Here is a 13,995-nt window from a genome sequence, read left to right on the forward strand (position 1 = left end):
GACATCTGGCAGAACGGCAACACCAACAGCTACCCGATGGGCGTCGGCAACGTCCTCGACGTCACCGCCCCGCTCGCCGCGCAGTCGGGCCCCGGGCACTGGAACGACCCCGACATGCTCGTCGTCGGCCGCCCCGGTCTGTCCCTGACCGAGTCCCGCTCCCACTTCGCCCTGTGGGCACTCATGAGTGCCCCGCTCATGGCCGGCAACGACATCCGCACCATGTCCGCCGACGTGAGCGCCATCCTGCGCAACCCGCGCCTGCTCGCGGTCAACCAGGACCCGCTGGGCGCGGGCGGACGCCGAGTCCGCGACGACGGCAGCGCCGAGGTGTTCGCCAAACCCCTGTCCGACGGCTCCGTCGCGGTCGGCCTGTTCAACCGAGGCGGCAACACCGCGACCGTCACCACCACGGCCGCACAGGTCGGCCTGTCCGGCGGCGGGTTCACCCTCACCGACCTGTGGACCGGCGGCACGTCGACCACCTCCGGGCAGATCTCGGCCGGCGTCCCCGCGCACGGTGTCGCCGTGTTCAAGGTGACCGGCGGCAGCCCCGTGGCCTCCACCACCGCACGCCTGCGCGGTACCGGGTCCGGCCGCTGCCTGGACGTGGACGGTGCCGCCACGGCGGCCGGGTCCAAGACGCTGATCTGGGACTGCCACACGGCCGCCAACCAGCTGTGGACCACCTGGGCCGGCGGCGAGATCCGCGTCTACGGCGACAAGTGCCTGGACGCCTCCAACCAGGGCACCACCAACGGCACGCCGGTCGTCATCTGGCCCTGCAACGGCCAGAACAACCAGAAGTGGACCGTCGGTTCCGACGGGTCGATCCGCAACGTCCATGCCGGGCTGTGCGTCGACGTCAACGGGGCCGGGGCCGCCAACGGGACCCCGGTCATCCTGTGGACCTGTAACGGCCAGAACAACCAGAAGTGGACCACGCTCCCGTGACAGGCAGACGTCCGGCCGGAAGAGGGCAGTCCGACGACAGCGGACCAAGCTGCGGGGACTGCCCCTCCTGCACCGGGACCGGGACTTCGAGCGCGAACGGCAGACCGTGGTGGCACTGCAGAACGACAGGAGACATACATGTCCGCGCTTCGCGCCCGGCTGGCTGCGACACTGCTCGCTGCCTGCCTGCTCTTCACAGGCCAAGCCTTGATCACACCGGACCGGGTGGCCGCCGCCGACCCGGGCTACCTGATGACGCACTTCATCGGGGAGGGGGCGAACGGTCAGCAGATCTACTTCTCGTACAGCACGGACGGCCTGAACTGGACTGAGCTCAACGGCGGCGGAATTGCCCTTCGCTCCACGGTCGGCACGAAGGGGGTGCGCGACCCCGCACTGGTGAGATCCCCGAACGGTGACAAGTACTGGATCATCGCGACCGACCTGTGCATCAGCTGCGGGCAGAACTGGGAGGCCGCCGTGTACAACGGCAGCCGCAACCTCGTGGTGTGGGAGTCGACGGATCTGGTCACCTGGTCGCAGCCGTGGCTGCTCAGCGTCGCCGGCGCGATCCCCGACGGACGCAACGCATGGGCACCGGAAGCGATCTGGGACCCGGCCTCCAACGACTACGTCCTGTACTGGGCGACGAACAAGCCGGTCGACGGCGTAAAGAAGCACCGCATCTACTACGCCCACACCAGCGACTTCCGTTCCATCACCACCCCGCAGCCGTACATCGAGCGCCCCGGCATGCAGGAGATCATCGACACCCAGATCGTCGAAACGCCGGCCGGCGTCGGCAACTACCGCTATGTGCGGGCCTCCGGCGACGGGCAGATCACCCTCGAAGGCAGCAACTCGATCCTCGGAGCCTGGACCGATCTCGGCAACCTCTCCGGCACCGGCCTGACCGGTGCCCAGGTCGAGGGCCCGATGTGGATGAAGTTCCGCGACCGCAACGAGTGGGCGCTCTACCTCGACCAGTACTCCTCCGGACGCGGGTACATGCCGGTCACGGCGACCACCCCCTCCGCCCCCGGCACCTACCGGATGCCGGCGTCGGGAACCTACTCCATGGGCGTCACGAAGAAGCGCCACGGCTCGATCCTGAACCTCACCGCCGCCGAGGAGTCCCGCGTGCTCGCACGCTGGAGCGACATCCCGGCCCACCGGCTCCAGTCGTACAACTTCCAGGACCGGTACGTGCGGCACGCCGACTTCGACGTGCGCATCGACCAGAACATCACCGGCGACGACGCCCAGTTCCGGCTGCGGCCCGGCCTGGCAGGCACCGGCACCGTCTCCTTCGAGTCGGTGAACCATCCCGGCTACTTCCTGCGCCACGCCAACTACGACTTCCGGCTGGTCCGCAACGACGGCACCGCCCAGTTCGCCGCGGACGCCACCTTCCGGCAGGTCGCCGGGCTCGCCGACGCGAGCTGGTCGTCGTTCCAGTCGTACAACCACCCCGACCGTCATATCCGCCACTACGCCTACCAACTCCGCCTCGACCCGATCACCACCGCCACAGGACGCAGCGACGCCACCTTCCGCGTGACGAACTGACCCGCACCGACAGGGATGCCGGCGCCTCCGCGGGAGCGCCGGCATCCCTTCAGGGCGCGTCCATACATCCGACACGGAGCAGCGCGAGCCTCACTTCTCGACGGCGGGAAGACGCGCCGGGTATCTGTGTGACAAGTGTTGACGGAGAGAGGTGCAGAACTTACGTTCTGGCCGAGCTTACGAACGGTGTTCGATATATCGACCCCGGGTGAAGAGGCGTCCGTCGCACGCACCCGCACCCGCACCCGCACCCGCACCCGCACCCGCACCAGAGGGAGTACTCCGTGAGACCTGCGCTCACCCGTCGAACGGTCCTCGGCATGATCGCCGGCTCGGCCGCCGCCACCGTAACCGGCGTCTCGACCGGTGCCGCCCACGCCGCCGTGCCCGCCTCCCCCGGTGTGACGTACACGAACACCATCGCCGAGCAGCGGGCCGATCCGCACATCTTCAAGCACACGGACGGTCTCTACTACTTCACCGCCACCGTCCCGGCGTACGACCGCATAGTGCTCCGCCGCGCCACCACGATCCAAGGGCTCACGTCGGCCGCCGAGACGACCATCTGGACGAAGCACTCCACCGGTGAGATGGGCGCCCACATCTGGGCTCCGGAGATCCACTTCATCGACGGCAAGTGGTACATCCACTTCGCCGCCGGCGCCGCCAACGACATCTGGCGGATCCGGCCCTACGTCCTGGAGTGCACGGCCGCGAACCCGATCACCGGCACCTGGACGGAGAAGGGCCGTATCGCCCTGCCGCTGGACACGTTCTCCCTGGACGCGACGACCTTCGTCGTCAGCGGCACCCGCTACCTCGCCTGGGCGCAGAACGACCCGGCCGTCGGCCGCGGTACCAACATCTACGTGGCGCGGATGTCCAGCCCGTGGAGCATCACCGGCACACCGGTCATGATCAGCCGGCCGACCGCCTCGTGGGAGACCGCCGGAGGGGAGACGGTCAACGAGGGCCCGGCCGTGATCCAGCGGGGCGGCAAGGTCTTCATGACCTTCTCGGCCAGTGCCACCGACGCCAACTACTGCATGGGCATGCTGACCGCGTCCGCCTCGGCCGACCTGCTCAGCGCCTCGTCGTGGGCCAAGAGCGCCGGCCCGGTCTTCGCCAGCTTCGCCGCCACCAGTCAGTACGGTCCCGGGCACAACCAGTTCACGGTCTCCGAGGACGGCAAGTCGGACATCCTCGTCTACCACGACCGCAGTTACCGGGACATCAGCGGTTCCCCGCTCAACGACCCCAACCGCCGCACCCGTGTGCAGAAGATCTACTGGAAGGCCGACGGCACGCCCGACTTCGGCATCCCGGTCGCCGACGGCCTCACCCCGGTCCGGCTCTCCTCGTACAACTTCCCCGACCGGTTCATCCGGCACTGGGAGTACCGCGCCAAGATCGAGCCGAACGTCTCCCCGCTGGCCGACTCGCAGTTCCGTGTGGTCACCGGACTCGCCGGCAGCGGCACCGTCTCCCTGGAGTCGGCGAACTTCCCCGGCTACTTCCTGCGTCACAAGAACTCCGAGGCGTGGGTGGACAAGAACGACGGCACGGCGCAGTTCGCGTCCGACGCCTCCTACACCGCCCGGGCCGGCCTCGCGGATTCCGCCGGAGTCTCGTACGAGTCGTACAACCTCCCGGGCCGCTACATCCGCCACTACAACTACCTGCTGTACGTCCAGGCTCTCAGTACGACGACCGACCGGGCCGACGCCACCTTCTACACCCAGTGAGCAGGCAGCGCCCGCCCGTCCCTTCCGCTCTGTCGTCCGGACGGGGAGAGGCTCGACCGAGCGCAGGTGCTCCCTCAGCCACTGCTCGGTGTTGCTCACGTGCAGCAGTGCGGCGGCCTGGCTGAGGACGGCATCCCGGGTGGACAGCGCGTTGAAGATCGCCTCGTGCTCGGCCAGGGTGCGGCCGGAGATCCCTACCAGGAGAGTGAGGAGGGTCTCGTTGCCCGTGGCCGAGACGACGGCGCGGTGGAAGGCGGCGTCATGGGCGTTGAGCTGCTCCACGTCGTCGCGGGCCTCACGCATGGCCTCCGGGCGCGACGGTCTACGGCGCCGACAACCTGACCGACTGGGACAGCGGCGGCACGGTGCACATCTCCGTGCGAGCCCAGGGCCTGGAGGCCCTTCCTCCAGGCGGCTGCTCAGAAGGAGGCGGCGTGGGCCAAGAGGAGCACACCGCCAACTCCCGGAACAGCGTCGCCCAGACGCTGATCAGCGCCTACCGCGCCACGAGGTGATCTGAACAAAGTTCCCGGCTCGCGGCAACCTGTGCAGAACCTGTGACGACAAGGAAGCGGATCCGGCCAGTTCCGAGGCCGGAATCCTGCTTTCCACTGTTGAACAGTACGCAAGGAGAACGCCTCCCCATGAACCACCCCACGAACGGCGGGCGCCGCGGGCGTCACCGCCGCGGCTGGACCGCCACCGGTCTGCTGCTCGGCGTGCCCGCCGTTCTCGTGCCGTATCTCCTGTACGCGCAGGAGGACTCGCAGGCCGCGACGGTCGACGGCGACGCCTACTACCGGCTGGTTTCCGTGCGCAGCGACAAGGTGCTGGACGTCAACGGCTTCTCCACCGCCGACGGCACCCGCATCCAGCAGTGGACCGACCAGAACACCGCCAACCAGCAGTGGAAGCTGAAGCCCACCGGGGACGGCTACTACGAGCTGGTGAACCGCAACAGCGGCAAAGTGCTGGGCATAGCAGGCAATTCCACCGCGCAGGGGGCTACCGCCGAGCAGCAGACCAACAGTTCCGCCACGTCGCAGGAATGGCAGATCAGCAACGTGAGCGGTTCCGACGCCGTCACCTTCACCTCCCGCAGGAGCGGCCAGGTCCTGGACCTCTCCGGGGGCTCCACGGCCCAGGGCGCGGCGCTCATCCAGTACCCGAGCCGGGGCACCACCAACCAGCAGTGGAAGCTGGTGAAGGTGGGCGAGACCCGGGCGGCCGGGGTCGGCAACGGGCGGACCACCGCCGCGGCTGGACCGTATGTGTGGAAGAACGCCCAGGTGGTGGGCGGCGGTTACGTCACCGGGCTGGTGTTCAACCCGCGCGAGAAGGGCCTGCTGTACGCGCGCACCGACATGGGCGGCGCCTACCGCTGGGACACCGGGGCCGAGCAGTGGATCCCGCTGACCGACTGGATCGGCGATAAGGACTGGAACCTGCTGGGCATCGACTCGGTGGCCACCGACCCCGTCGACCCCAAGCGGCTCTACCTCGGGGCGGGCACCTACACCAACGAGTGGGCGGGCAACGGCGCGATCCTGCGCTCCACCGACCGGGGCCGCACCTTCCAGCGCACCGCTCTGCCCTTCAAGCTGGGCGCCAACGAGGACGGCCGCGGCGCGGGCGAACGGCTCGCGATCAACCCCGCCGACAACGGCACGCTGCTGCTGGGCACCCGCAAGAACGGCCTGTGGCGCAGTGACGACCACGGCGTGACATGGCGGCAGGTCTCCTCGTTCCCCGTCAAGGACGGGGTGAGCAGTGGCGCCGGCATCTCCTTCGTGACGTACGGCCCGGCCGGCAGCAAGACGATCTACGTCGGCGTCGCCGACAGGTCCACCTCCCTGTACCGCTCCACCGACGGCGGCGGCAGCTGGCAGGCCGTCTCCGGTCAGCCCACCGGCCAGCTGCCGCAGCACGGCGTGCTCTCCGGTGACGGCTCGCTGTACCTGACGTACACCAACAACCTCGGACCCAACGGCGTGACGGCGGGTTCGGTGTGGAAGTACACGCCTGACCGCGGGGCGTGGAAGAACGTCTCCCCGTCCCAGGGCAGCTACGGGTTCTCCGGTCTGGCCGTCGACCCGCGCAAGCCCTCCACGGTGATGGTCACCACCCTCGGCCGCTGGTGGCCTGAGGACGAGGTCTACCGCAGCACCGACGGCGGCACGACCTGGAAGGCACTGGCCGACAAGTCCGTGCGCAACGCCTCCGCCGCTCCCTACGTCGGCACCCACACCGGGCACTGGATGACCGCCCTGGCCATCGATCCCTTCGACTCCGGGCACGTGCTGTACGGCACCGGCAACGGCATCCTGCGCAGCAAGGACGCAGGCGCCTCCGACAGCGGCGGCACCAGCCACTGGAGCATAGGCGCCCGAGGGCTGGAGGAGACCGCGCTGATGGACGCCATCGCCCCTCCCGGCGGCGCCACCGTCATCACCGCCATGGGCGACCAGGGCGGCTTCCGGCACGACTCCCTGACCAAGGTGCCCTCCGGGCGGCTCAAGAACCCGCTGATGACCAACAGCACCGACATCGACTTCGCCCAGTCCAAACCCTCGGTGATGGTCCGCGTCGGCCGTGGCGGCGCGCAGGACGGCGCGTACTCCACCGACGGCGGCCTCAGCTGGAACGGCTTCAAGGCAGAGCCGGTGGCCGGCGCCCAGGACGGGCATGTCGCGCTCGCGGCGGACGGCTCCACCATCGTCTGGACCCAGGCCGGTCAGGCCCCGTACCGCTCGACCGACAAGGGGGCGAGCTGGTCGAGGGTCAGCGGCCTGGGCGACGGCGCCGTGGTCGTCGCCGACCGCTCCTCGGCCAAGACCTTCTACTCGCTGTCCGGCGGCACGCTCTACGCCAGCACCGACGGCGGCGCGACCTTCACCGCCCGCGCCGGCAACCTGCCCGACGGCCGGCTCAAGGCCGTCCCCGGCATCGCCGGAGACCTGTGGATCGCCGGCAGCACCAAGGGGCTGCTGCACTCCACCGACGGCGGCCGGACCTTCACCACGCTCAGGTCGGTGCAGTCCGCCTCCGCCCTCGGCTTCGGCAAGGCCAAGCCGGGCACCGACTACCAGGCCCTGTACCTGATCGGCACCGTCAAGGACGTCACCGGAGTCTTCCGCTCCACCGACAAGGGTGCCACCTGGCTCCGCGTCAACGACAAGGCCCACCAGTGGGGCGCCATCGGCGGCGTCGGCGTCATCACCGGCGACCCCGACACCTACGGCCGCGTCTACGTCGGCACCAACGGACGCGGCCTCCAGTACGGCGACCCGTCCTGACCCGCACACCCGAGCGGGGCCGCAGCCACAACGGCCGGCGGCCCCGCCATGGCTGAGGGACCCGGCCCGAGACGTAGGCCGCGTCACCTCACCCTGGCAGGGCGTCCAACACGGCCTGCTCGGAGTGAAGCCGCAGGTCAGGACCGTAGGTTCAGCAAGCGACTCGCTCCACGTCGTGCGCAGGGGGAAACAGGTCGGACGGACGGAGCAAACCCAGAAAACCCCAGGTCGAAAGCCCTATCGGGTTGGCTCAAGAATCGCCACGCACTCCACATGCGACGTCATCGAAGAGATATCGGCCTGGGCGAGTCGCAGAAAAGCACAGGCCAGAGCCCGACTGTCGACTCTCTGTCCCGGGTGCAGGCGCCCAGAGCGTCAAATGAGCGTCATGACCAACCGCCCATCCCTCCTTTCGGGCGGAAGAGTTCGCCACGACCAGCTCACGTGTAGGAGCCCGCTCCCGCTCACTCTGGACGCAGCCTCGAATTCCATGACTCAGGCCCATGATGAGCCCTCAGGAGAACCGCCGACATGTTCGCGCGCGTCTTGATCTACGGTGCCATCAGTCACCTAGGACGGGGAGAGGCCGTGCAGCGGACCAGGACAGCGCTCGCCGAGCGAATCGCCGAGCAGAGAAGGGGAGTCGGTGACCCTCGGGCTCTGGTCGGTGAGATGCGGCGCTCGGTCCTGCTGGTGCCCACGGCCGGTGGGGGCCTCTGGTCGGCGCGGTCGGGCGGGGTGCGGTGGATCTGCGGGTTCACCGACGAGGCCGCACTGGCCCGGTTCGCCCTGCTGCACGCATCCGGTGATCAGCCCATGGACTACGCCGCGCTGTTGGGCGCCCGCATCGTCGACGAGGTCGTGCCGTCCCTGGACGAGCCCGCCGGCCTGGCCGTCGACATCGCCACCGAGGACGGGTCGATGTTCTTCCCGCCGGTCGTCGGCATCGTTGCGGACGGCGTCGCCGTCGACTCCGGCGAGGCGCAGGAGGGGCTCGGCCATGGGCGCTGACGGGGCCGATCTGCAATTCGACAAGGCGTCCGTCGCGAAGTTCACGCAGGGCGTGGGCGCGACCATCGACGGGCTCGGTGATCTGGGCGGCGCCACCGGTTCAGTGCTGGGCAAGGGCTTTTCGGAGCTGGCGATGACCGGGATGGAGGCCGGGCACCACGGCCTCTCGGTCGACTTCGAGGACTTCTGCGAGCGCTGGGAGTGGGGTGTGCGGGCTCTGGTGGGCGACGCCAGCGCGATCGCGAACCGCCTCGGGCTGGCAGCGGGCACCCAGTGGGAGCACGACCAGTACGTCGAGGGCACCCTGAAGGTGGGCGTCAACTCCGTGATGGGCGGCAACCCGCACGCCACCGAGGAGGAGATCGCCCAGCAGGGCTGGGGTGACATCGTCACGCCGGACTACCTGAACCCGGACTGGAGCGCGGAGTCGTTCGACAAGGCGGGTGAGGACATCGAGCAGACGTGGAAGGACACCGGCCGCACGGTTCTCACCGAGGGCGAGGGCGGCCGGCGGTCGCAGGCGATCATCGACGCGTCGGGAGTCTCCGAGGAGCAGTGGAACCAGGCGCTGGACAACACCTTCGGCCCCTCGCCGGAGGAACGCGCCCAGCAGGCGCAGCAGCAGGGTGAGTCCGGGGGGAACTGACGGTGGGTATAGGCGATTTCCTCAGCGACATCACGCCCGACTCGGTCGAGAACGCGGTCGAGGACGGTGTCGAATGGGCCGGCAACCGGGTCGAGGACGCCGGCAACTGGACCGCCGACCGGCTGGACGACGTCGGCTGGGAGTCCGGTGCCGACTGGGTGCGCGAGCAGTCCCGTTCGGTCGCCAACCGCATGGGCGCCGAGGTCGACGAGCTGGACCTCGGGCAGACCGAGGACAAGACCAAACTGATCTACGGCAGCCCAAGCAAGATCAACGCCACCGCCGACAAGCTCCGGGCCTTTCAGACGGCCTTCGACGACGCCGGTGACGGCCTCAAGGGCCTGGACTCCTCCCGGCTCAAGGGCGAGACGGCCGAAGCGCTGCGCACCGCGGTGAGCACCCAGCCGCCCAAGTGGTACGCCGCCGCCGACGCCTGCGCGAAGGCGCTCGCCGCGCTCGACGCGTTCGCCGGCACGATCACCTGGGCCCAGGCACAGGCACAGACGGCGATCGACAAGTGGAAGGAGGGCGTCAAGGCCTCCGAGGACGCCGCCGAAGCCCACCGCAAGAAGGTCGACGACTTCAACAGCGCCGTCGACCGCTACAACGCCCAGCCCGCCGACAAGCGCGACCCGTCCTCGCTCCCACCCAGGCCCGCGGCGACGTTCGAGGACCCCGGCAAGAAGCTGATGCAGGAGGCGCAGGACATCCTCACCGAGGCCCGCAAGCAGCGGAACTCGGCCGCGGAGACCGCGCGCACGGCGGTCCGCGCCGCACGCGACATGGCCCCGCAGAAGCCCTCCTACGCCGAGCAACTGGCCGGCGGGTTCCAGGAGTTCCAGATCATGGGCGACCATGTCGGGGGCGGGATCATCAAGGGCACGGCGGGCATCCTCAACTTCGTCCGCAGCGTCAACCCCGTCGACCCGTACAACATCACGCACCCGGCCGAGTACGCCACATCCCTCAACAGCCTCGCCGCCGGACTGATCGTCGCCGCCAACGACCCGGTCGGCACCGGCAAGCAGATGGTCAGCGACTTCATGAAGGACCCGGCCGAGGGCTTCGGCCGACTGATTCCCGACCTCGCGCTGACCGCCGCCACCGGTGGCGGTGGCGCCGCGGTGAAGGGCATCCGCATCGCCGAGGAGGCCGCGGACGCCGCACGGGCGCGCAAACTGGTCGACGACGCCCCGGACGGCACCCACAACCGCCCCGACGGCGAGCGCACCACCGACGGCACCGACCCCGTCGACCTCGCCTCCGGCCGGATGTTCCTGCCCCAGACCGACGTCGAGATACCCGGCATCCTGCCGCTGGTCTTCACCCGCCGCACCGAGTCCGGCTGCGCGGTCGGCCGCTTCCTCGGCCCCTCCTGGACCTCCACCGTCGACGAACATCTGCGCATCGACGCCATCGGAGTCGTCCACGTCACCGCCGACGGCCTCCTGATCCCGTACCCGCACCCGATCCCCGGCGCCCCCACCACCCCCTCATCGGGCAGAGGCCGCACCCTGCTGGCCCGCGACGCCGACGGCGACTACACCGTCACCGACCCCGACAGCGGCCTGACCTTCCACTTCACCGCCCCGCCCGGCGAACCGGGGGGCGACGGGGAGTCCTGGCTGTCGGGCATCACCGAACGCAACGGCCACACCATCACCGTCGACCGCGGCGAGAACGGCCTGCCGCTGGCCCTGGTCCACTCGGCGGGCCACCGGGTGCAGCTGTCCGTCACCGACGGCCTGGTCACCGCCCTGTCCCTGGCCGGCGCGGGCGAGGGCGGCGCGGACCTGCCCCTGATGAACTACGGCTATCAGGACGGCAACCTCACCACCGTCACCAAACCCTCCGGTGCCACCACCACCTTCGTCTACGACGACCGCCATCGCGTCATCGCCTGGATCGACTCCAACAACAGCCGCTACGACTACATCTACGACGACCGCGACCGCGTCATCGCCGAAGGCGGCGAAGCGGGCCACGTCCAGATCACCCTCACCTACACCGAACCCGACCCGGAAACCGGCCACCGCACCACCACACTCACCACCGCCGGCGGACACAGCACCCGCCACCTGTTCGGCCCCGGCTGCCGTCTCCTGGCCACCACCGACCCCCTCGGCCACACCACCCGCTTCACCTACGACACCCACGGCAACCTCCTGACCCGCACCGACCCACTGGGTCTCACCACCACGTTCTCTTACGACGAGGACAGTCGGGCCGTCTCGGCCACCCGCCCCGACGGAAGCGAACTGCGTACCGTGCGCGGCCCGTTCGGCCTGCCGGTGGAGGTCGTCGGGCCGGACGGCACCCGCAGGGTCAATGAGTTCGACGAACGCGGCAACCGCACGGCGGTCACCGACCAGGCCGGCTCCACCAACCGTTACAGCTACGACCACGCCGGCCGACTCACGTCGGTCACCGACGCCCTCGGAGCCACGACACGAGTGGCGTGTGACGCGGCAGGACTGCCCGTGGAGGTGACCGACCCGGCAGGCGCCATCACCCGCACGGAGCGGGACGCCCTCGGAAGGCCGGTCCGCATCACCGATCCGGAGGGCGGTGTCACCCGCCTGGAGTGGCACCCCGACGGGCAGCTCTCCCGGCGCACCGGCCCCGACGGAGCCACGGAGTCGTGGACCTACGACGGCGAGGGCAACTGCCTCACCCACACGGACGCGGTCGGTGGCGTCTCCCGCTTCGAGTACACCCACTTCGACCTGCCGGTCGCCCGCACCCGACCCGACGGCGCCCGCTACGAGTTCGAGCACGACGCCGAGCTGCGCCTCACCCGCGTCACCAACCCACAAGGGCTGACCTGGACCTACGACTACGACGCCGCCGGCGACATCGTCTCCGAGACCGACTTCGACGGCCGCACCCTCACCTACCGGGTGGACGCCGCGGGCCGGCTCGCCGCCCGCACCGACGCGCTCGGCGGGACCATCTCGTTCGAGCGGGACCAGCTCGGCCAGGTGGTCCGCAAGGACGTCGACGGTCAGGTGACGACCTACACCCACGACAGGGCAGGACGCCTGCTGGAGGCAGCCGGACCGGACAGCGAACTCCGCTACCAGTACGACCGACGCGGACTCACCAAGACGGAACTGGTCGACGGCCGTCCCATCTCATACGCGTACGACGCCCTGGGCCGCCGTACGCGCCGCACCACGCCCACCGGTCACGTCACCTCCTACTCCTACGGCGCCGACGGACAACCCCACCGCCTGACCACCGGCGATCACCGGATCGACTTCACCCACGACGCCGCCGGCCGGGAACTCGCCCGCGCCTTCGGCGACGCGATCACCATGACCTTCGCCTGGGACGAGGCCGGACGGCTCTCCGCGCAGCACATCACCGCCGGCGGGCACAACGTCAACAGCCGCGCCTACTCCTACCGCGCCGACGGTCACCTGACCTCCGTCGCGGACCGGCTGTCGGGCACCCGCACCTTCGGCCTCGACCGGGCGGGCCGCGTCACTTCCGTCCACGCCCAGGGCTGGACGGAGCGGTACGCCTACGACGACGCCGGCAACCAGACCTCCGCATCCTGGCCGTCCCGCCACCCCGGCAGCGAGGCCACCGGACCGCGCGCCTACACCGGCACCACCATCACCCGCGCCGGAGACGTCCGCTTCGAACACGACGCCCTCGGCCGGGTCACCCTGCGGCAGAAGACCCGCCTCTCCCGCAAGCCCGACACCTGGCGCTATGAGTGGGACACGGAGAACCGCCTCACCTCCGTGACCACCCCCGACGGAACCCGCTGGAGGTACCGCTACGACCCACTCGGCCGCCGCACCACGAAACAGCGCCTGGCGACCGACGGCGAGAGCGTGGTGGAGGAGGTCCGCTTCACCTGGGACGGCCTCACCCTGTGCGAACAGACCAGCCACCAGCCGGATGCCGCGAACACGGTCGCCCTCACCTGGGACCACCGTGCCGACGTCCCCCTGGCCCAGACCGAGCGCATCCTCACGGCCGACGACCGCCAGGAGGAGATCGACCGCCGGTTCTTCGCCATCGCCACCGACCTCATCGGCACCCCCACCGAACTGATCGACGAGACGGGCGACATCGCGTGGCGCACCCGGAGCACGCTCTGGGGCACCACGGCCTGGTCCCGGGACAGCAGCACCTACACCCCACTCCGCTTCCCCGGCCAGTACTACGACCCCGAAACCGGCCTCCACTACAACTACTTCCGCCACTACGACCCCGAAACCGGCCGCTACACCTCCCCCGACCCCCTCGGCCTCGCTCCCGCCCCGAACCCCGTCGCGTACGTGCACAACCCGCACAGCGGGTGCGACCCCTTGGGCCTCATGCCCAAGTACACGAAGGAGGAGCGGGCCCAGAAGCGGATCAACAAGGTCGTGGACGACATCGTCGAGAGAGCACAGGACAGCGGGTTCAAGAAGCGCCACGACTACCACGGGGACACCCGACACGACTTCAGCGACGAACGAGTCATCGAGATTCTCAAGAACCCGGACGCCGTGTACCACTCGACAGGCACGGCCGGGACATTCACCTTCAGACAGGGCGACGACATCGTGGTGATCGACGGCCCCGGCAACACCCAGGGCCAGGCCATCACGGCATACGGACCGTCGGGCATCAAGGGCGACTCCGGAGCCACGGCGCTCGGCGGGAAACCAACGGACCCCGGTGCGCCGGTAACGCACGAGGACATCGTGAACGGCAGGATTCCCGCCAAGGACGGCCGCTTCCAGCCTCCGGCGGTACAGATCAGATGAGGCAG

7 protein-coding genes and 1 pseudogene are annotated in these 13,995 nt (G+C 69.6%); 7 read left to right on the forward strand and 1 reads right to left on the reverse strand.

Annotated elements, in window-relative coordinates:
- The 3 genes from ACZ7EG_RS36630 to ACZ7EG_RS36640 form a co-directional block, all read left to right on the forward strand.
- Positions 1–954, forward strand: a 954-nt coding sequence (locus tag ACZ7EG_RS36630) for a lectin (RefSeq protein ID WP_471088628.1), incomplete at its 5' end; no start/stop codon positions are given.
- A gap of 138 nt (positions 955–1,092) precedes the next feature.
- Entirely contained in the window at positions 1,093–2,523 is a 1,431-nt protein-coding gene (locus ACZ7EG_RS36635) for a glycoside hydrolase family 43 protein (RefSeq protein ID WP_471088630.1), read from the forward strand.
- A 320-nt stretch (positions 2,524–2,843) separates the two neighbouring features.
- Positions 2,844–4,268: a family 43 glycosylhydrolase gene (locus ACZ7EG_RS36640; protein ID WP_471088799.1), complete on the forward strand. Its 1,425-nt coding sequence runs from the start codon at positions 2,844–2,846 to the stop codon at positions 4,266–4,268.
- A gap of 30 nt (positions 4,269–4,298) precedes the next feature.
- Here the strand turns inward: ACZ7EG_RS36640 and ACZ7EG_RS36645 are convergent.
- Positions 4,299–4,577, reverse strand: a pseudogene (locus tag ACZ7EG_RS36645) (FadR/GntR family transcriptional regulator); the annotation flags it as partial.
- 335 nt (positions 4,578–4,912) lie between these two features.
- On the opposite strand from ACZ7EG_RS36645, the gene ACZ7EG_RS36650 reads away from it, so the two are divergent.
- From ACZ7EG_RS36650 to ACZ7EG_RS36665, 4 genes are all read left to right on the forward strand, one after another.
- Positions 4,913–7,564 (forward strand): RICIN domain-containing protein, encoded by a 2,652-nt coding sequence (locus ACZ7EG_RS36650; protein ID WP_471088632.1) that lies wholly within the window; start codon positions 4,913–4,915, stop codon positions 7,562–7,564.
- 588 nt (positions 7,565–8,152) lie between these two features.
- Positions 8,153–8,575 (forward strand): hypothetical protein, encoded by a 423-nt coding sequence (locus ACZ7EG_RS36655; RefSeq protein WP_471088634.1) that lies wholly within the window; start codon positions 8,153–8,155, stop codon positions 8,573–8,575.
- A complete protein-coding gene (locus ACZ7EG_RS36660; protein ID WP_471088636.1) occupies positions 8,565–9,221 on the forward strand; it encodes a hypothetical protein in 657 nt (218 codons plus the stop codon). The genes ACZ7EG_RS36655 and ACZ7EG_RS36660 overlap by 11 nt, the downstream gene beginning before the upstream one ends.
- A gap of 2 nt (positions 9,222–9,223) precedes the next feature.
- A complete protein-coding gene (locus ACZ7EG_RS36665) occupies positions 9,224–13,990 on the forward strand; it encodes a putative T7SS-secreted protein (protein ID WP_471088638.1) in 4,767 nt (1,588 codons plus the stop codon).
- Positions 13,991–13,995: the final 5 nt, after the last annotated feature.

It is taken from the genome of Streptomyces sp. NPDC037100 (assembly GCF_055606225.1).